The organism is Flectobacillus sp. BAB-3569, assembly GCF_002270355.1.
GTDB classification, from domain to species: Bacteria; Bacteroidota; Bacteroidia; order Cytophagales; family Spirosomataceae; genus Flectobacillus; species Flectobacillus roseus.
In genome coordinates, this window is the sequence record NZ_NJFZ01000010.1 from 161,150 (window position 1) to 181,081 (window position 19,932).

Sequence of the window (19,932 nt, forward strand, 5' to 3'; positions counted from 1 at the left end):
AGTCTGAATCTATTCATGCAATATTTTCAGACTTTTAAATCCTAAAATTTTCAAATTAAGACAATGGGAAAACCAACCGGATTTTTAGAGGTAACAAGAGAAACTCCAAAGAAAAGACCAGTCGCTGAACGTGTTGGCGATTACAAAGAAATAGATATTGATTTTACAACAGATAAAGTAACAGCACAAGCGAGTCGTTGTATGGACTGTGGCGTTCCTTTCTGTCATAATGGTTGTCCACTAGGCAACATTATCCCAGAGTTTAACGATGCAGTATTTGACCAAAACTGGGCTTATGCATACGAAATTTTATCTTCAACCAACAACTTCCCTGAGTTTACAGGTCGTATTTGTCCTGCGCCATGTGAAGCTGCTTGTGTATTAGGTATCAATAAGCCTCCAGTAACAATCGAGTATATCGAGAAATCGATTATCGAATACGCTTTTGGAAATGGCTTAGTAAAACCAAATGTACCAACCAAAAGAACTGGCAAGAAAGTAGCAGTAATTGGTTCTGGCCCTGCTGGTTTGGCTTCTGCTGCACAATTAAACAAAGCTGGTCACTCAGTTACAGTATTTGAACGTGCTGACGAAGCAGGCGGTTTGTTGCGCTACGGTATTCCAGATTTCAAATTAGAGAAATGGGTAGTTCAGCGTCGTGTTGAGGTAATGAAAGAAGAAGGTATAGTTTTCAAAACTTCAACAAATATAGGTGTTGACATCAAAGGTGAAGAGTTGTTGGAAGACTTCGACTTGATTATGTTGGCAGGTGGTTCAACAGTTCCGAGAATGTTGCCTATCCCGGGTTCTGACTTGAAAGGAATTTACCCAGCGATGGAATTTTTGTCACAACAAAACAAGCGTGTAGCTGGTATTGATCGTCAATTTGATCACCGTGGTGCTACTTATGCAAATGGTGAATTGTTGGCTACAGACAAAAATGTTGTGGTGATTGGTGGTGGTGACACAGGTTCTGACTGTGTTGGTACTTCAAATCGTCATAAAGCAAAATCTGTTACTCAAGTAGAGGTAATGCCAATGCCTCCTGCAGAACGTGCTTCTCAAACTCCATGGCCTAACTGGCCGATGATGTTGCGTACTTCTACATCTCATGAAGAAGGAGCTGATCGTCAATGGTCTATCGCCGTGAAAGAATATGTAGGTGATGAAAATGGTAATTTGAAAGGTATTAAAATCGCGGATATTGCTATGGAGGTTGTTGACGGCAAAGCTCAACAAGTTCATACAAATGAGCGTGAAATTCCTTGCGAATTAGCCCTTATCGCTGCTGGTTTCTTACATCCACAACGTGAAGGCCTTTTGTCTCAATTAGAAGAAAAAGGACTTGAGTTTGACGAAAGAGGAAATGTAAAAGCTAACAATTACAAGACATCTGTAGATAAAGTATTTGCAGCAGGGGATATGCGTCGTGGACAATCATTGGTAGTTTGGGCTATCTCTGAAGGTCGTGAAGCTGCTCGTCAAGCAGATATTTATCTTCAAGGTTCTTCAATTCTTGAAGCTAAAGCGGTGTCTACATTCTCTGTAGTGTAGTGATTCATCTCTGATTGAGTGAATTGTGAATGAGTGATTATCTTTTAAAGATGAGTCACTCAGCATATAGTAGGAGTTATCCTGAGGGATTACTCTCCAAATTTTTATCAAAAAAGCGGTCGGAAATTGTTTTTCGACCGCTTTTTTGATATTATCATGCTGGATAACTTATCGTTAGGCGTAACAATTTACATCTCTACTTGTGAAAGGTAAATTTTAAAAATAATCACTCATTCACTCAATCTCAATTCACCCAATTAATGCTGACACACGCTTGATAATTGGCTTCAAACGTGTGTTTTATCATTGAAATCTCAGTAATCAATATCAATAGCCTCGGGAGAAAATGTGGAAGTATATCCTCTAATAGGAGCGACATTTCCATTATCTCCAAAACCAAAAACAAGAATTTTCTTATTAGCCTTTTCTGCTACATAGATAAACCCTTTTATACTACGATCATCAATGGCAATATCTACAGGATTTCCTAAGCCAGTATTTGAGCCAAAAATGGCTCTATTAGCGAGGATTGAGCTGTTATTGGTAATCTTTGAGACTTTATCTATAATATAAATTCCTCCATCTTTATCAAAATTTGTCCCAGAAGCATTTCCAATTTCTGTTACAAACAGCATATCTCTTTGTGATGAATAAGCAATGCCATGTAATCGCGCTGTTGCTCCATTGATTTTATATCCATTTATAAAAAATCTAAGACTGGCAGCAACTTTTCCTGCCTCTATGCCAGAAGGATTGTTATAAATTTCTACTCGAAGCGCATTTTTATCCATCACAACAAATAGTCGATTGTTCTTTTTGTCGTACGTAATTCCCCATGGCTCGCCACTTAGTTTAAGTTTTTTCCCCACATACTTTCCATTTAAGGTCGAAACTTTTTCATAGACTCTAATTGTACTGTCGGTATTGTTTGCTACGAATAATGCGTCATTTGTCTCATCATAGGCGATTTCTCTTCCACTAGATAGGGTAGAGTCGATAATGATATTATTAGGTAAAGACGCCTCAAATACAGAAGAGGCATTGTTGTAAAGCCTAATACTTTTTTGTGCTCTACTTATTTGAAACAAAAAGTTTTTACTTGCAACAAATAAAACTCCATTACCATCTTGCGCGCCATTGTTTAGTTCAACCTTAGGAACTAATATAGTAGAGTCTGCTGGTTTGAAAATTTGCAAGTTTTTGGCATTAATCGTCGTTTCAGCATTAGAAACAAAAAGGGTCGAAACTTTAAAAATTTCTAACGGCTCGGCATCAGAATTTTTAAAACAGGCGCTCAAAAACAGGATACCCCAGAAGCTACAAAGTGTGAATAGTAGAAATGATTTTTTCATATTGTAGGCAATTCAAAGTTTTTGTGGATTATATTTTCAGATATACGTAGATGATGAACTTTTAGATTGAAATATTAAATCTTAGATAAATCTGAAAATGCGTCTAAAATCAAGTAGAAGTGGTTTTTGGATAAAAAAACTTTCAAAAAAAGTGCCTTTGTAATGGTTGTTTTAAGTAATTGTTAATCAGAATTGTATGGTATATGTTGTGAAAAACTTTCAAGAAAATGCATTTTTTTTTCATTTCCGACTTGCATCTTAATCAAAAAAAGCCGTACCTTTGCATCACCTAAACACAAGGGAGGTATCTAACGAGATACTTTAAGTGTTAAGGAGAGATGCCTGAGAGGCCGAAAGGAACAGTTTGCTAAACTGTCGTACTGGTAACGGTACCGAGGGTTCGAATCCCTCTCTCTCCGCCACTTTTAAAGTGGAATGGCCAAAAGTTCGGGATGTAGCGTAGTCCGGTATCGCGCCTGCTTTGGGAGCAGGAGGTCGTAGGTTCGAATCCTGCCATCCCGACCATAATTTAGGATTTTGAAGATTGACATAAGTGAATTTTCAGTTCCGTCTGGAATCAGAATCCTTTTTTATTCCGGTTCCGTAGCTCAGCTGGATAGAGCAACTGCCTTCTAAGCAGTAGGTCTCAGGTTCGAATCCTGACGGAATCACACCTGAGAATAAGATACACAGTAGAGTGAATCTTTTACAAAATACTTTTCTAGTTAATGTTAATTAATATAGGAAATTCGGGATGTAGCGTAGTCCGGTATCGCGCCTGCTTTGGGAGCAGGAGGTCGTAGGTTCGAATCCTGCCATCCCGACAAAGCCTAACTCATTGAGTTAGGCTTTTTTGTTTTGTAACAGTTCCCGAACTTTACTTGTAACAAAAGAAGCCAACACAAAAAAGCCTTTCCTTGTATCAAGGAAAGGCTTTTTTGTGAGAAATAGTATCTAAAATTAAGCTAATTCAGCTGATTTAAGACCAAGTACATCATTTGTCCAATGATTGATTTGATTAAACAACTCATCATTGCTAATCAAAGATTGTCCAAATGAAGGAATCATTGCTTTTAATTTACTTTGCCATTCTTCTGTATTGTATTCCTCTTTAAAGCAGCGCTCTAATAATTTCAACATAATGTCAACCGCCGTAGAAGCTCCAGGAGAAGCTCCTAGTAAGGCAGCAATTGAACCGTCAGAAGCTGCAACAATTTCGGTACCAAATTCAAGCACACCACCTTTTACTGGGTCTTTCTTAATTACCTGTACGCGTTGTCCGGCTACAAGCAATTCCCAATCTTCCATGCGTGCATTCGGGAAGTATTCTTTCAACGCCTCCAAACGGTCTTCTGGTGATTGTCTTACTTGCTCAATCAAATATTTCGTAAGGTCGATGTTCTGCAAACCTGCTTGCATCATTGGTACGATGTTGCTCAATTTGATAGAAGAAGGTAAGTCTAATAAAGAACCTTCTTTTAAGAAACGAGTCGTGAACCCTGCATACGGACCAAAAAGAAGTTCCTTCTGACCATCAATCATACGAGAGTCTAAGTGTGGAACTGACATCGGTGGAGCACCTACTGCAGCCTTACCGTATACTTTTGCGTTGTGACGTTCTACAACTTCAGGATTGTTGCATTTTAACCATTGTCCACTTACAGGGAAACCTCCAAAACCTTTACCTTCTTCAATTTTAGATTTCTCCAATAATGGCAATGCACCGCCTCCAGCACCAACAAATACAAAACTTGTGTAGATTTTCTTTTTATTACGCTTTTTGGTAGCAAGGTTATCTAAGGTAATACACCAGTTTCCGTCTTCTAGTTGTTCCAAATCGGTTACTTCATGCTTCAAACGGATTTTAACACCATCCATGTTTTTGAGGTGATCAAACAACATACGTGTTAAGTTGCCGAAGTTAACATCAGTTCCTGCATCGGTGTAAGTAGCTGCTACGGGTTGATTTGCATCACGACCTTCCATCACCAAGGGAATCCAATTTTTAATTTCTTCTGGATTCTCAGTATACAACATATCTTTGAAAACGTGATATTGAGTCAATAAATCAAAACGCTTACGAAGATAGCTTACGTTTTTTTCACCATGAACGAAACTCATGTGAGGTACAGATTGAATAAAGTCCTCAGGTGAAAGGATATTTTTTTCGACTAGATATGCCCAGAATTGGCGTGAAAGTTGGAATGAATCATAAATTTTTAAAGCCTTAGACCCATCAACACTACCATCTGGTTTTTCAGGAGTATAGTTCAGCTCACATAATGCAGCATGACCTGTACCTGCGTTGTTCCAAGCTTCCGAACTTTCTCCTGCAATCAAATCAAGACGTTCGAAAATAGTAATTTTTAAATCAGGTTGAAGCTCTTTTAACAACACCCCGAGCGTCGCACTCATAACGCCTGCCCCAATCAAAACAACATCTGAATAGTTGGCAGCACTCTTTAATTTTTTACGCATTTCTCACAAAAAAATTATCTCGTTAGTTATATTATACTTATTCGAATAGGTAACAAAAAATAATCTTAAAATTGCACAATTCCTTTCAAATAATAATTACTTTCTTGTTCTCTTTATATTTTTTCTTTATAATAGTATATTAAATTGTGCCTCAAATTTCAATTTTAAAGGCTTTTCAATTATTTAACATAAAAAGGACATAAACGGTGCATATTTACTCAAAAAAATAAAATATGATTTTTTGAAGATTTTATTTACTGCTTGTATTTCTAAAAATGTATTGATATCCAGTGTATTAAGTAACTACTAATTGTAGCAAAGTGTTTGGAAAAATTGATGTATTTACAGCTATTTTTATTTAGCAGCGACTCTATTTAAAGAATATATTATGGGAAATAGCATGAATTTTCGATGTTTTTACTCTCTATTCAACTAATTGTATTTTTACAAGATTAACGATTGTATAAAATCAAGTGCGTTGTAAGAGTGCTACAAGTAGTTTTACTTATATTAACATCTGGTAATTAATGAGTATATTCATTATGAAAAATATCTGCGGTTTTTCGCAAAATAGCTTGTGAAAAAAACTATTATTGTATCTCTCTATTCTCTCATCAAAAACCTTTAAAAGAATCCAACTTACTATGAAAAAAGTATATCAAGCTGAGGTGCTATTAGAATCGAGCTGTAGATTGGGAGAGGGACCAGTATGGTGTTCGTCAACCAATGCGATTTATTGGGTTGATATTGAGGGTCGAACGATTAATTGGTATTTATTGGATTCTCAGGTACATCATTTTAGTGCTATTTCCAAACGTATTGGCATGGTTGCCTTGACCGAATCACCCTATAAGTTGCTTTTGGGCTTGCAGGGTAGCTTATGCTGGTATGATGTCAAAACTGGAGCATTAGAGCTATGGAAGCCTATGGAGGCGCATTTGACCTATAATAGATGTAATGATGGACAAATAGATCTAAAAGGGCGACTCTGGGTAGGAACTATGCAGATAGAAAATCAGCGGAATGAAGGAAATCTATATTGTATTTCCACAGCTGGAGAGCAAATACATTTGTTGTCGAAATTAGGTATCTCCAACGGAATGGCTTGGAGCTCGGATGGAGCATTTTTTTTCTTTATAGATTCACTTAAAAGAAATATTCGAAGATTTGTCATAAATGAAGAGGGAGCTTTGGTTCTAACCAAAGAAAAAATAATCTATCAATCTAAAAATCGTGGTGAACTACCTGATGGAATGTGTATGGACGCTGAGGGGAATTTGTGGGTAGCCTTTTGGGGTGGTTTTAGGGTAGCTTGTATTAATACCAAAACAGGGGAGGAGCTGGCCGAAATAAAGCTTCCTGTTCCTAATGTAACATCGTGCAATTGGATAGGACCAGATTTTAGTGAATTGGTGATTACAACTGCGAGAGAAGGTTTGGATGAGCACGAATTATTGACCTATCCAATGAGTGGGCATGTATTTAGGTGCAAAGTAGATGTGAAGGGAATAGAAGCTCGTCGGTTTGCGATATAAAAAATAAGGCTAGTCAGTTTTGACTAGCCTTAATACTTTTATTTCAATGGTGGAATTCTAAGCAATTGACCCGGATAAATCAAATTAGGATCTTTCAACATCGGTTTGTTTGCTTCGAAAATCACAGGATATTTCATCATGTCACCGTAATAGTGTTGAGCAATTTTTGATAATGAATCACCTTTTACTACTTCGTGATACTGTGCTTCTTCTTCTGGTTCGTCTACTGTAAGTTGGTTATCCACCACTTTTACTCCTTCAACGTTACCTACTGCTAATGCAATTTTCTCTGCATCTTCTTGTTTGGCAACTTCTCCAATGATTGAAACAGTGTCGCCATTGGTGCGGATAGTTAATGAATTGTAGGCTAGACCTAATTGTTTTACGTGTGCTAAAAGAGCACTAGCTCTTAGAGGTTCTACTTCGGCAGCTTTTGCTGGCTCTACTTGAGTGTGGTTTCCGAAAATTTTTTCACCAACACCCTTAAAGAAAGACATAAGTCCCATAGCGGTATAAGTTTGATTTAAGTTTAAATTAATCTACCTCTAAACGTTGAACAGGGCAAGAAGTCACAATTTTGTGAAATAAAATAATTCAACGTCTTTAGGGCGCCTAAAAATACAAAAAAGGGCTTCCGAAACAAATCAGAAGCCCTTTAATTATGTAATAAATTTTAATTATTTTTTCGCTGAATCAATATCTTTTAGTAATGTTTCCACAGCTACTTTTAATTGGTTGTCTGTACCTTTTGAAATCCACTCTGGTTCGTTTTCTACAATAACATCTGGAACTGCTGGTCCGAGTTCTTGGTTTTTGTCTGTAGTTTTAGTGTACCATCCACGACCAGGAAGACGAACAAATGAGCCATCCATCAATGATTTACCACCTGTTGAAATTACAGAACCATTTGTTGGTAAACCTACTAACTTACCGATGCCTAATGATTTATAAGCATGTGAGAAAATTTCAGCATTCGAATAGCTTCCTTCGTTACATAATGCAATTGACGGTTTTGTCCAAGCTGCATAAACCAAACGCTCTCCAATTGGATAATAGTCGCGGAACTTCAACTTGTCTTTTTCCAAATTTTCACTAGCGCCTCTTGGAATAGTGTAGGCATGTTGCTTATAGTTCAAAATAGTCATTAAGTAATCGGTTGTAGAACCACCACCATTGTAGCGTACATCTATCACGATACCATCTTTGCCATATCCTGCTGCTGTAAACTCACGCTCTACCACTTCAAAGCTAGGGAAGTCCATACTCTTGATGTGGATATATCCCAAACGACCGTTAGAGAATTTTTCTACTAACTTCTTACGATTTTCTACCCATTCATCATAAAGATTACTACTAATGCTATTAGTTAGACGTACAACCACCTCACGAGTTTTACCTGTTGCATCATTTACAGAGACGATAACTTTTTCATTTGCCAAACCATTCAATAGTTCATAAAAGTTGTCAGATTGCCCAACAGCTTGTCCGTTGATAGCTACAATCGTTTCACCTTCATTGATGATACTTTTTGATTTGGTCACAGGAGTTTCTGGCACAACGTGTGACACTTTCATTCCATTTGCGGTAGGAGTCAATTCGGTTCCTAATAAACCTGTTATTTCTCTTTGAGTTTCGGCACGTTCAGGCGCCGTTAAGCCCATGTGACTAGAATTTAGTTCGCCTAAAAGTAAGTTGAACATATCTCTAAAATCACTTGAGGTACTAGCATTAATACAACGCTCTTTGTATTTATCGTGCAATTTCGCCCAGTTATTTCCGTGGAATTGTGGGTCGTAAAAACCATCACGGATTGTACGCCAAGCCTCTTCAAATACTTGAGTGCGCTCGCCAGTATAGTCTACTTTCATTTTGGCACTTACTGGCAACGATTCAGGCAGACCAGCTTTGGTATCGATACGAGCTAAGCCTCCGCCACCAAAACCGCCCATACGGCTGTAGTAAATGTATTTTCCTTCTTTATCCAAATACAAACCTCCAGGGTTACTACCACCTTTGGTGATTTCTTTTAAATCTTTACCATCCCATTTGATGCTATATAGATCTCGACCTTTTGCCGAGCTACTATTGGTTACATAATAGAATGTTTCTCCGTCTTTAGAGATAACAAAATCAGATTCAGAACCTGGGAAGTTGGTCACCTGAACTACACGGTTGTGAATACCATCGAAGTCGATAACGATTGGCTTAACACCTTTTTCTTTTTTATCTGACTTGCCAGCTGCACCTTCAGCAGGAGATGAATCTTTTTCTTGCCAGTCTTGCGCTTCTTTTTCCCAATCTTCTTTTTTCAACCAAACAAACCATACGTCTGCACTACGACCAGAACTACGTTCTGAAACAAAACCCAATTTTGAACCATCACCACTCCAGAAAGGACGTGAATCACGGCGTGGGTGCATGGTTACATTTACCGCTTTACCTGTATTATCAGAAGCTTTGATGAAAATTTCTTGGTTATAATACAAGTCGGTTAAGCTATATGCCAAATACTTATTGTCTGGACTCCAAGCGATGTCATTAGGTGATGCCCAGCTATCATTGATAACCTTTTCATTAGTCAATTTTCCATCTGCGCTAATATCAGCCACGACAAATTTGCCTCTACCACGCACATAGGCAATTTTTTTACCGTCATTTGAAACTACCAGATTTGACTCGTCGTCTGGGGTAGTAGTCAATTGTGTAATTTTATGCTTTAAAGTTTTGAAGATGTTCTTTTCTGAAGCATCTGCTGACTGTACCATGAACATTTCGAAGTTGCCGCCAGTACGGTCACTTGTGAAAAGTAGAGTAGAGTCATTTAACCAAGCTGGTTCTACATCACGAAAAGCGTGTGAAGAAACGTTGATACTACGAGCTTTTTCTTTATCAGCTTCTTTGACGAAAATTTCACCACGGATGCCGTAAGCTAATAATTTACCATTGGGAGATACCTTAAAATCTTCGATACCAGAAGTAAATGTTTTGCTTTCTGAAGCATCAAATCTATCGTCTGCATTGATAGTAACATTGATTTTTTGGATAGAACCATTTGCCACTTTGTAAGTGTAAAGATTCATATCTTGTTCAAAAACAATGGTATTGCCATCTGTAGAGATATTGATATGACGAATAGATTCATCCTTGAAGTTGGTCAACTTTTTAGGAGTTCCTTCTGCTTTACCATCATTTGAAATTTTCAATTGGTAAAGGTTATATGCTCCATCATTACTGCTCAAGAAATAAAGCGTATTGTTTTTACTCCATTGAGGCATAACGTCGTTGGTAGCGAATAAAGGAAGTTTATTATAGCTTTTTGATTTTGTGTCAAAAATCCAAATTTCACGATTAGAACTACCAGTGTATGCTTGACGAGCTACAGGGTTGATATCGCCACGAACTAAAGCCACAAAACGTCCGTCGGGTGAAACAGTCGGCTCGAAACCAAGGACATCTAACATTCTTGATTCGGTTCCTCCTTTTGGAGAAATAGAATACACTTCAGAAGGACGTTCGATTTGACGGAATTCGCGAGAAGTTGAAAATAGAATTTTGTCTGCTTGCGTCCAACTAGCGATATTATCTTGGCTTGAGTGGAACGTCAAACGTTTTGGCATTCCGCCAGTAGTAGGCATGATAAAAATATCGTTATTGCCAAATCTTGCACCAGAGAAAGCAATTTGTTTTCCATCTGGACTAAAGGTTGGATTACTCTCATAAGCCTCATGAATTGTCAAGCGCGTAGCTTGACCACCAGTGCTTGGTACTGTCCAAATATCGCCTTGGTAGGAGAATGCTACCACAGAGCCATCATTGTTGATACTCGGATGACGCAAAAGCAGTGGTTGTTGCGCTTGTGTCGCCGATGCTCCTAATAATGAAAAAAGTAATAGGAAGGTCTTTTTCATAAATTACACAAAAGGTTTGTTGAATTTTGTATCTAAATAAGTAATATTTAGCCTAAAATATAAATAATTGAGTAACTATTCGCCCAATGGGCTGATTGTAGAGACATATTACTACGGATGTAAACAATTAGATATAGATACGCTTAAAAACAATACGCACTCGAAAATTGATTTTCGAGTGCGTTGAATTTGCTATCCATTTTGCTTTTCGTAAGCTAAAAACAGCTCTTGCAAGTGCTTTGTGACTGACCCCGTTTGTCCATTATTAAAAACCACTTCATCGGTTTGAGCAATAGGAACAATACGTTTGGTACTTCCTGTGGTAAATACCTCGTCTGCTTGTAGATATTCTTCAAAACTAATATCTCTTTCTTCTACCTTATAATATTGAGAGGCTAACTTGATGACATGCTTTCTCGTAACGCCAAACAATGCTCCATCTTTGGGTGTGGCAATGGTGTTATTTTTGACAATAAATATATTACTTCTCGAAGACTCCGAAATAATCCCATCGCGATGATAGAGGACATCGTCTGCTTGTTGAGTACGGAGTTGAGGTTGAATTCTGATAGGAACGATATAGTTGAGGGTTTTAATCTCAGGTATTTCACGCTTGTATTCCAAACTCAAGAGCTTCATGCCTTTATCAGGATTCTTGAACTCAAAAGACTTAGCTGTAACGATAAGATTGGAGGTTTCGGCAGGAAGATAGCCATCCGAAGAAAAACCACCTGTTAGTATCATTTTGATACCCAATAAAGGAAGTGGGTGACGTTGAATACTTTCTAAAATAATAGCTCGAAGTTGGTCACGAGTGGCAGGAATGGGAAGCCCCATCAAACGAGCCGAGTTTTCAAAACGATCTAGGTGATCTTCTAGGAAAATAGCTTTACCGTCAATAGCTCTAAAAAAATCAAAAATTCCATATCCACGTACCAATCCTAAGTCAGAAACATGAATTTTGGCATCTTCAGCCTTTACGAAGGCATTATTCAAATAAATAAACTCTTGCATGAATTGGGTGATTATTATTACTCTTCTATTTTTCTTACTGAGACCTCTGCCTTAAATACAGATTGGGCGCTGCCTCTAAATGTACCATGAATTGGCGAAATCAGATTGGGCATTGCAGAAGTAGCTAAAGGAATATGACGTCCCGAAACCAAACAGTTTTGTGTAGGGTCGTAGCCTCTCCAGCCACCACCAGGCAAATATACATTGACCCAAGCATGAAGATACTGAGGTTGATTGGGGTCACTAAAGTAATAGCCACTCACAAATTTAGAAGCAATACCTAGTGCCCTACACATCGCCATAAACAACACCGAATAGTCGCGACAAGAACCTCTACGCTCCAATAAGGTTTTTTCGGGTGAATAGGCATCACCTTCTTCACGAATTTCGTAGGCAAAAGAGTGAATAAACTTATTGAGTTCAGAAAGAAAACTGCTAGTATCCCAGTTAACACTTGCCGCAATTTGTCGGGCAGTTTGGTCTACATAGGTAGTTACCCCTTTTCGATTTAGGTATGATTGTAAGGAATCATTCAAATCGTTGGCATATTTTATGGGTAGTCTGCTAGATTCAAATGGATGATATATAAATGAATACGGATTAAACTCGGTAACTTCAATGATAGACTCGGCCTTGATGCTCAGATGTCGGGTGCTATTATTGAAGAATACAATATGTTGAATATTGTCAGCCGAATCGACATTCTTTGAAATAAAGTCGGGTGTTGGTGAAATTTGTAAGGAATATTGGTCAACCTTGAGATAGGGCCCTTGCTTGGGATGCAGATATAAATAATGTGGTTCGAGTCGAACATCATTACTATAATCGTACAGCAAAGTGTGGGTAATCGCTAGTTTCATAAGATTGTTTGATGAAATGAATCAATAATAATTTAGTGGGCTTATTTAGCAAGAAAAGAGTAAAATACAAGAAAGTACAGATTCAAGTATTTTACTCTTTTTCAACATTTGTTCTATGAAATGGTTTTAGAGCATGTTTAAATTTTATAAGTCAGTCATTAAAATGAAAAATTTTGTATTTATCTCTATGAAATCCTACTGTTTGAGCCGAAGGCGAGTTTAGGATTTCTTGACTTTCTTTTGCGGCCGCCGCGCGGTTACTTTTCTTGTGTCAAGACAAGAAAAGTAAGGAGTTGAGAAGAGAAATTTTGTTTTTTCAACAAATGCTAAATAAAATTTTTAAATATACTCTTACTGTTCTTGCGAAATCAAGGATTTATCCATGATATTTTGAACCCAACTGTCGTTTAGGCTATTCATCGATTCTTTCAACAAGCCTGTCCATTGCTTACTGATACTTTCCATTTCTTCTTTCTCAAGACGATGTTCGATTAAATGGAAACTATTTTTTTGATATACAATTACATCAATCGGATAATCTACATCTGTTGCACTCACCTGAGTAGCATCAAACGACAGGAAGCCTAATTTGATAGCATCTTCCAAAGACGTTTCGTAAGTAAGTCCACGGTTCAATAACGGTTTACCATAATTGGAGTTACCGATGATTTGAAAGCGAAGTCCTTCATTGATTTCAATCCAGTTTCCTTCAGGAAAGACCAAAAACAATTTATGCTCATCATCTTTAGACATTTGTCCACCGATGATTGAGTGAAGATTGAAGTTATAACCTTCCGATTTCAACATTTCTTTATCTTCTTTGGCTACTTTTCGCAACATATCTCCGAAAGCATTAACAGCTTCGAACATATAGTCGAAAGTTACACCCTGTTCTTCGGTCATTCTATTAAAATAGGTAATAGATTTGTCACGTACCGAACGCAGACCCGCTGTCATGATGAACAAAGAGTGTTTCCCAACCTCATGTACTGATACCTTTTTGTTTGAGTACATTTCTGTTCCCGCAGTGATTCTTGTATCAGCAATTGCCACTAGTCCGCCTCGGACCTTAATTCCTAAACAGTATGTCATTTGATTTGTAGTGATAAACATTGTTACAACTTTCTGTAACGAATGTTTTGTGGTTAAATATGTCTCAAGTTTTCCTCAAAAGCCTTTGAATGGGTATCTTAAAAACAATGAATTGTGGATACAGAATGAAGAGATTAAGTTTTGATAATGAGTCAGATAACTATGTCAAAAGATTCTGGTATTAATAATTCTATGATTTTATTTATGAGTGCAAATTACAAAATGTATCTCCTATATCTTTCTGTTGCTTTTTAGTAGACAAGAAGATATTTGGTTGATTTACAGATGCATAATGAGAAGCCATTCCCTTAAAAGCATGACAAAGATAAAAAAACTTGAGACTAAGCACTAATACTCGGATGTATTATTCGCTTACAACGGGTTTTAAGTCGAAGTAGGTTTCGAAAATCGCGCGACCAACACCATTGTTTTTGGTCTGGAATTCGTCTAAGTATTGATGTAAACCTATTTCAAAAATATCTTCAATTTCTGTAAATTCTACTTCAGAACGCAAACGACTAATAGCTTTTTCGGCTTCGTTAGAATAACCATTTGTTACTGATGTTCCCGAAATTTCGTACAAAGACAATTCTGCCTGACGTAAACAATGCATCACAGAACGAGGGAATCGCTTATCTAACAACAAAAATTCAACGATTTTGGTAGGGTTCATCACTGGGTATTGCTGACGGAACATATTATAGGCGCTCACCGAACGTAGTACCGCTGACCATAACATCAAGTCAAGAGGCGAACCGATCGACTCGATACTTGGCAATAAGGTAAAATATTTTACGTCCAAAAAGCGAGTAGTTTTATCAGTACGTTCAATCAATCTACCTAAGCGACCAAAATGCCAGCCTTCGCCACGTGTAATGGTGGAGTCTACGATTCCGTAAAACAATTGACTACCTGTTTTGATATTTTCCAAAAAGCCTTGATACTGCGATAACTCCCAAGATTTACTTTCGTGCGTAGCATTTTTGACAGTCCAATAAATCTGGTTGACATATTCCCACATTTCCTTTGAAATACTCTCGCGAATAGTACGAGCATTTTCGCGGGCATTTAGCAAGCATGAAAGAATAGAGTTCGGGTTGCGAACATCAAATGTCATGAAATAAAGGATATTTTCACGCGTAGGTTCGTCGTAATGCTCCCTAAAAATAAAGTGGTCGGCAGTAGCAATGATTAAAGGTTCCCATTGTTCAGGTACATTGGGAGGCAAGTCAAGCGCCAAGTTGAAGTTTACAGAAATAAAACGAGCATAATTGTCGGCACGCTCAATGTAGCGATTCATCCAATAGATAGAATTAGCAACTCGACTTAGCATAAGTTTCTAGGATTAAGTTGGAAAATTGTTTTTGATTAAAAGCTCATGGAACCTTTAAGTATAAATGCTTAATTATTTTATGAGTTATTGAATCACCCAAATAAAATTAAGTTATTTTTGCAAAAAACCAATGTTTGTAAAATAAAAAACTGTGAAATGCCGAATAAATAAATTTTAATTTGGACATACTAGATAATAATTTAGATTATTTGGTTGTTTGAAACATTTCACGAAATTTTTGCAGTAATTTTTTACTGATTTACTTGATTAATATTCTGAAATTTTACGTAATTGCGAAAGAATATTAATGGATGCTTAATATTTGCTTTAATATAACCTTTTCTAAATTATATGATAAACACTTTACCAACTACTCAATTAACCCCAAATAAGTACAAATTCATATTGTATTCCAGATTGGGAGCTTTGTTTCTACTCAACTGTACAGTGGTGTATATATTCGGTCATTAAACTTTTGGCAAGTTAACTTTTATCTTTCTCAATTCTTATCTCTAATATAATCGAATTCCGTTTTTCGATTCCTATTCATTGATTTTCATCAATGGCTTTAAGTGCTATTTTTCGACTCTAGCTTTGGGCTAGGTGATTTTCTTGTTGAAAAAATTGAATAATCGAGCTTCAAATTTTGAAGCTATGAGGTTTCTATTTTTAATTTTTCATCATTGAATACACCAATCTGCCATGTTGTTACCCAACGCTACCGAGTAATCTGGAATCATTTATCATTCATACTATAATCTTAACTAAATTAATTATTAACATGACTAAAAGACTCTTTACTCTTTTGTTTGTAATGCTGTTAACAAATGCTGTAATGGCTCAGTTCAGCGTGAAAGGTATCGTAAAGGATGCCAAAACTAATGCTCCAATGCAGGGTGTAACAGTATCGGTAGTGGGCAAAGCTATTGGAACAACTACAAGTTCGGGTGGTGAATATGTGCTTAAACTCAGCAAAGGAACAGCACAGGTTAGATACTCATTTGTAGGGTATGGCTCAGTAACTAAGTCTATTACAATTTCGGCTTCGGATGTTACTGAAGACGTGAGCTTGGATCCTTCGACGGATCAACTGGCAGAGGTAGTTGTTGTAGGTAGCCGCGCATCTCAACGTACTTCTACTGATACGCCATTACCGATTGATATTTTGTCGGCACAAGAGTTGAAAACTACTGGACAAACATCATTTGATAAAGCATTGCAATATCGTGTGCCTTCATTTAATACCGTAAGTACTCCAGTAAACGATGCAACTTCATTGCTTGACCCTTACGAAATTCGTAACATGGGACCAAGCCGTACCTTGATTTTGATTAATGGTAAGCGTAAAAACACCTCAGCCTTGATGTATATCCAAACATCACCAGGTCGTGGAGAAAGTGGTGCAGATATCGCTGCTATTCCTCAGCAGGCTATCAAACGTGTGGAAATCTTGCGTGATGGAGCTTCGGCACAATATGGTTCTGATGCGATTGCAGGGGTAATGAACATTATTTTGAAAGATAAATTTGAATATGGTTCTGCTACATTAAGCTTGGGGACTACTCACAAAGGAGATGGAAATAGCATAAGTTTTGCGGTTAACAATGGCGCTTCTTTTGGTGAAAAAGGGTATGTTAACTACACTATCGAATTTAATAGAACTTCATTAGCTAACCGTCCCGGAATGGTAAGTGCTGAAGCTGAGGCAGATGCAAATTTAGGTTTTGATGCACCTTTAGCAACTGTTAAAAGCTTTTTGGCTCAAAAACCAGATGCAGGTAATATCAACGGCCAGCCTGAAAACACAGCTGCTAAATTTTTGATTAACAGTGGTATTCCTTTGACAGAAAAATCTCAATTGTATTTCAATGCGGCTTATGTTTACAAAAAAGTAAATTCATTTGCTAACTATCGTACACCATATTGGAGAACTACTGATGATGGTTTATTGACACCAGCAGGACAACCTTATATGGGGTATGTACCAACATTTCAAGGTGATTTGAATGACTACAATGCAACAGTTGGTGTGAAGAGTGATAATAATGGTTGGAGTACAGATTTGAGTTTTACAACAGGTGGAAACAAACAATTGTACACAGTTTCAAATACTCGTAACAGAAGTTTGGGTAAAAACTCACCAATTTATTTCAAACCAGGTGGTTATGAGTTTACTCACAATGTAGGAAACATTGACGTTTCTAAACAACTATCAGATAAATTAAGCTTTGCTTTTGGTTCTGAGTTCCGTATGGAGCAATTCACAGTATATGCTGGTGATACTTCTTCTTATGTAGGATCAGGGGCAGATTCATTCCCAGGTACAACGCCAAATAATGCAGGTACTTTCTCTCGTTTCAACTTTGGTGGTTACATCGACTTAGGTTATGATATCACTAAAGATTTCTTGGTTAATGGTACTATACGTCAAGAACGTTATAGCGATTTTGGAGATGCAACCGTATACAAACTAAGCTCACGTTATAAATTCAATGATGATAAAATTACGCTTCGTGGCTCATTCTCAACAGGTTTCCGTGCACCATTATTGCACCAAATCTATCAGCAACAAGCTCAAGCGAGTTTCGTGCCTGGACAAGGTATTCAAACAAAAGGTATTGTAAACAACGTATCTCCTCAAGCATTTGCATTAGGTGTACCAAAGTTGACGCCTGAGAAATCAACAAACTTTACATTAGGTTTGGGTTATAAGCCAAACAAGAACTTGAGTGTTACGCTTGACTATTACAACATCGTCGTGAAAGACCGTATTGTGTTAGGTTCTGAGATTGCAGGAACAGCAAGTGGAAATACAGCTTTAGACCAGATTTTGGTGAAAAATGGTATTGTAGCAGTAAGTTTCTTCTCTAATGCCTTGAATACAGTAACTTCTGGTTTGGACTATGTCGTGTCTTTACGCAATATCGAATTGGGTTCGGGTAAATTGGCTGTTAACTTGGCTGGTAACTATACATTTGAAAATAAGTACACTTCTATCACAAATACTAAATTGATTGCAGATGCAGGTAAGTCTGTATTTGATAGAACTCAAGATGCATTATTGTTCCAATCAAGACCAAAATACAAAACAATCTTAGGTTTGGATTACACAGTAAAAGGTATCAATGTTAACTTGAACAATACTTTGTTCGGTACAACTCGTTTCCACCAAAATGGTTTGGACGCAAATACCGATACAGAATTTGTGCCTGCTGTTTTGACGGATTTAGCTATCTCGTTGCCACTTTCAAAAGATATTACTTTCAATTTCAACGTAAACAATATCTTGAATGTAATGCCAAAATGGGACTTTATCGACCTAAAAACAGGTGTTAGAACGCGCTACGATGCTAGCAATAACGTACCTTCTCAAAAGTATTTCGAGCAATTTAACTTGATTACCTTCAATGGTCGTTATTCAAATGTTACTTACGATGGTTCACAGTTTAGCCAGCTAGGAACTACTTTCCAAGCTAGTTTGAATGTGAAGTTCTAGACAAAGATAATTTGGTAGCCATCTGTGAAAGCAGATGGCTTTTTTGTTTTAGAAATAGAAAACAAAAGAAGAAACTGCAAAAAGGGGCTTTTAGTCTTTTTTTTATGCGATTTTGTCGCATACTATATGAAAGTTCACTGTATATACATATTTTTGCTACTGATTCTATTGCAATAATCACAAGAACAAAACAATGTCCGTTACAAAAAAAGTACTCGCTGCGCTCTTGATGGGAGCAGGCTTGTTTATATGCTCAACAAATGATGCTGACGCCCAATATGGCGGAGGCTATGGTGGTGGATACGGCGGTGGCTTTGGTGGTCGTCGATTTGGTAGCGGTATTCCGCAGGCTGGTCAAGGCGATGAACGAAAAAGAGATAATACTCCAGACCCAGAAAAAATTGCAGAAGAGGAAACTCGTTGGATGACCAAGAAATTGAGTTTGAACGAGGAGCAACAAATGAAAGTCGAAGATATCAACATCAAATATGCTTTCCAGCGATTGGACATGTATGAAGCGATAAAAAAGGCTACTAACAACGGAACAACCCCTCCTTCAGATGAAACACGGATTAAACTTCGTGAGCAAATGCAAAAAATGAAGGCAGATAAAGATAATGATTTTAAAGCCGTTTTGACACCAGAGCAATATGAGATTTATCTCAAAAAGCGTAAAGATTAGGTCACGGCAAAAGACTTTTTGATTGAGAAGTTTAAAGAGGTTTATACAGCAAAGTCACTCCTAGCTTAGGAGTGACTTTCTTTTTGTATTTACTACAAACTCTCTGACAAGAACCTTCTGAAATCTGTTTTATTTTCAGACCAAATTTTTTCAAAGACTGCTATCTTATCTCTGAGCTCAACCAAATCATCAAACAATACTCGGTCGCCAGCAGGATTGCCTTTTACTTTATCTCCCAAATTGTTATCTGTAATTTGTAACTCGTGCGATAATTCATCGTTTACTTCGTCCTGTCTGATAAAAATACTTTCAAAGTGGCCTACCTTCATTTTGATTTCCTGAGCGGTATTTTGTGCTGAAACAGAAGCAAGTTGATCTTGAAATGTTTTTAACTCATCTTTTACAAAATTTACTTTGCTCTTCCACTCATTGATTTCTGTGTGCAATTCGGTGATATGCTTTTTGGTACTCATGGTTTATAATGGTTTTGGGTACAATGATGCTAATGTTACGCCTGAATAAAAGTCAGTTGCTATTCAGTTGGATGAAGATTTGAGATGTTTTTGATGATCAATAAGCGAATCTTCTGAGGCAAAGTTGTATCTATTTTGAGATAGGAGGTATGAGA

Annotated in this window: 13 protein-coding genes and 4 tRNA genes; 8 read left to right on the forward strand and 9 right to left on the reverse strand. The window is 37.3% G+C overall.

What is annotated here, in order from left to right:
- The first annotated feature begins 63 nt into the window (after nucleotides 1-63).
- Nucleotides 64-1,554 (forward strand): glutamate synthase subunit beta, encoded by a 1,491-nt coding sequence (locus tag BWI92_RS11945; RefSeq protein ID WP_095163491.1) that lies wholly within the window; start codon nucleotides 64-66, stop codon nucleotides 1,552-1,554.
- A 314-nt stretch (nucleotides 1,555-1,868) separates the two neighbouring features.
- Here the strand turns inward: BWI92_RS11945 and BWI92_RS11950 are convergent, their stop codons facing one another.
- Nucleotides 1,869-2,906, reverse strand: a complete 1,038-nt coding sequence (locus BWI92_RS11950; RefSeq protein ID WP_095163492.1) for a hypothetical protein — start codon at nucleotides 2,904-2,906, stop codon at nucleotides 1,869-1,871.
- A 332-nt stretch (nucleotides 2,907-3,238) separates the two neighbouring features.
- Here BWI92_RS11950 and BWI92_RS11955 point away from each other — a divergent pair.
- The 4 genes from BWI92_RS11955 (at nucleotide 3,239) to BWI92_RS11970 (ending at nucleotide 3,730) form a co-directional block, all read left to right on the forward strand.
- Nucleotides 3,239-3,328: transfer RNA gene (locus BWI92_RS11955), tRNA-Ser, on the forward strand.
- Between the two features lie 26 nt (nucleotides 3,329-3,354).
- Nucleotides 3,355-3,431 (forward strand) — tRNA-Pro (locus BWI92_RS11960).
- Between the two features lie 72 nt (nucleotides 3,432-3,503).
- Nucleotides 3,504-3,577, forward strand: a tRNA-Arg gene (locus tag BWI92_RS11965).
- Between the two features lie 79 nt (nucleotides 3,578-3,656).
- Nucleotides 3,657-3,730, forward strand: a tRNA-Pro gene (locus BWI92_RS11970).
- Between the two features lie 136 nt (nucleotides 3,731-3,866).
- On the opposite strand, the gene BWI92_RS11975 is transcribed toward BWI92_RS11970, so the two are convergent.
- The gene (locus BWI92_RS11975; protein ID WP_095163493.1) at nucleotides 3,867-5,384 is read right to left on the reverse strand and encodes a malate:quinone oxidoreductase; all 1,518 of its coding nucleotides are present in this window, start codon (nucleotides 5,382-5,384) and stop codon (nucleotides 3,867-3,869) included.
- Nucleotides 5,385-6,028: 644 nt separating this feature from the next.
- Between BWI92_RS11975 and BWI92_RS11980 the strand changes: the two genes are divergently transcribed.
- A complete protein-coding gene (locus BWI92_RS11980; RefSeq protein WP_095163494.1) occupies nucleotides 6,029-6,919 on the forward strand; it encodes an SMP-30/gluconolactonase/LRE family protein in 891 nt (296 codons plus the stop codon).
- Nucleotides 6,920-6,957: 38 nt separating this feature from the next.
- Here the strand turns inward: BWI92_RS11980 and lysM are convergent, their stop codons facing one another.
- The 6 genes from lysM to BWI92_RS12010 form a co-directional block, all read right to left on the reverse strand.
- Nucleotides 6,958-7,425 (reverse strand): peptidoglycan-binding protein LysM, encoded by a 468-nt coding sequence (gene lysM, locus BWI92_RS11985; protein WP_095163495.1) that lies wholly within the window; start codon nucleotides 7,423-7,425, stop codon nucleotides 6,958-6,960.
- Between the two features lie 171 nt (nucleotides 7,426-7,596).
- On the reverse strand, nucleotides 7,597-10,827 hold the full coding sequence (locus tag BWI92_RS11990; RefSeq protein WP_095163496.1) for a S41 family peptidase: 3,231 nt from the start codon (nucleotides 10,825-10,827) through the stop codon (nucleotides 7,597-7,599).
- A gap of 192 nt (nucleotides 10,828-11,019) precedes the next feature.
- Nucleotides 11,020-11,841: an aminotransferase class IV gene (locus BWI92_RS11995; RefSeq protein WP_095163497.1), complete on the reverse strand. Its 822-nt coding sequence runs from the start codon at nucleotides 11,839-11,841 to the stop codon at nucleotides 11,020-11,022.
- A 17-nt stretch (nucleotides 11,842-11,858) separates the two neighbouring features.
- Entirely contained in the window at nucleotides 11,859-12,701 is an 843-nt protein-coding gene (locus BWI92_RS12000) for a transglutaminase family protein (protein WP_095163498.1), read from the reverse strand.
- Between the two features lie 351 nt (nucleotides 12,702-13,052).
- Nucleotides 13,053-13,793 carry a peptidase gene (locus BWI92_RS12005; RefSeq protein WP_095163533.1) on the reverse strand — a complete coding sequence of 247 codons (741 nt, stop codon included), beginning with the start codon at nucleotides 13,791-13,793 and terminating at the stop codon, nucleotides 13,053-13,055.
- A gap of 364 nt (nucleotides 13,794-14,157) precedes the next feature.
- On the reverse strand, nucleotides 14,158-15,126 hold the full coding sequence (locus BWI92_RS12010; protein WP_095163499.1) for an alpha-E domain-containing protein: 969 nt from the start codon (nucleotides 15,124-15,126) through the stop codon (nucleotides 14,158-14,160).
- A 781-nt stretch (nucleotides 15,127-15,907) separates the two neighbouring features.
- Between BWI92_RS12010 and BWI92_RS12015 the strand changes: the two genes are divergently transcribed.
- Together BWI92_RS12015 and BWI92_RS12020 are read left to right on the forward strand one after the other, a co-directional pair.
- Nucleotides 15,908-18,622 carry a TonB-dependent receptor gene (locus BWI92_RS12015; RefSeq protein ID WP_095163500.1) on the forward strand — a complete coding sequence of 905 codons (2,715 nt, stop codon included), beginning with the start codon at nucleotides 15,908-15,910 and terminating at the stop codon, nucleotides 18,620-18,622.
- 193 nt (nucleotides 18,623-18,815) lie between these two features.
- Nucleotides 18,816-19,304, forward strand: coding sequence for a Spy/CpxP family protein refolding chaperone (locus BWI92_RS12020; protein WP_095163501.1), 489 nt, complete (start codon nucleotides 18,816-18,818; stop codon nucleotides 19,302-19,304).
- A gap of 92 nt (nucleotides 19,305-19,396) precedes the next feature.
- On the opposite strand, the gene BWI92_RS12025 is transcribed toward BWI92_RS12020, so the two are convergent.
- On the reverse strand, nucleotides 19,397-19,777 hold the full coding sequence (locus BWI92_RS12025; RefSeq protein WP_095163502.1) for a hypothetical protein: 381 nt from the start codon (nucleotides 19,775-19,777) through the stop codon (nucleotides 19,397-19,399).
- Between the last annotated feature and the right edge of the window lie 155 nt (nucleotides 19,778-19,932).

Coding starts and splice junctions, on each gene's coding strand:
- BWI92_RS11975 (WP_095163493.1), bottom strand. CDS start 5,384: ATGCGTAAAAAATTAAAGAGTGCTGCCAACTATTCAGATGTTGTTTTG.
- BWI92_RS12005 (WP_095163533.1), bottom strand. CDS start 13,793: ATGACATACTGTTTAGGAATTAAGGTCCGAGGCGGACTAGTGGCAATT.
- lysM (WP_095163495.1), bottom strand. CDS start 7,425: ATGGGACTTATGTCTTTCTTTAAGGGTGTTGGTGAAAAAATTTTCGGA.
- BWI92_RS12020 (WP_095163501.1), top strand. CDS start 18,816: ATGTCCGTTACAAAAAAAGTACTCGCTGCGCTCTTGATGGGAGCAGGC.
- BWI92_RS12000 (WP_095163498.1), bottom strand. CDS start 12,701: ATGAAACTAGCGATTACCCACACTTTGCTGTACGATTATAGTAATGAT.
- BWI92_RS12015 (WP_095163500.1), top strand. CDS start 15,908: ATGACTAAAAGACTCTTTACTCTTTTGTTTGTAATGCTGTTAACAAAT.
- BWI92_RS11950 (WP_095163492.1), bottom strand. CDS start 2,906: ATGAAAAAATCATTTCTACTATTCACACTTTGTAGCTTCTGGGGTATC.
- BWI92_RS11980 (WP_095163494.1), top strand. CDS start 6,029: ATGAAAAAAGTATATCAAGCTGAGGTGCTATTAGAATCGAGCTGTAGA.
- BWI92_RS12010 (WP_095163499.1), bottom strand. CDS start 15,126: ATGCTAAGTCGAGTTGCTAATTCTATCTATTGGATGAATCGCTACATT.
- BWI92_RS11995 (WP_095163497.1), bottom strand. CDS start 11,841: ATGCAAGAGTTTATTTATTTGAATAATGCCTTCGTAAAGGCTGAAGAT.
- BWI92_RS12025 (WP_095163502.1), bottom strand. CDS start 19,777: ATGAGTACCAAAAAGCATATCACCGAATTGCACACAGAAATCAATGAG.
- BWI92_RS11990 (WP_095163496.1), bottom strand. CDS start 10,827: ATGAAAAAGACCTTCCTATTACTTTTTTCATTATTAGGAGCATCGGCG.
- BWI92_RS11945 (WP_095163491.1), top strand. CDS start 64: ATGGGAAAACCAACCGGATTTTTAGAGGTAACAAGAGAAACTCCAAAG.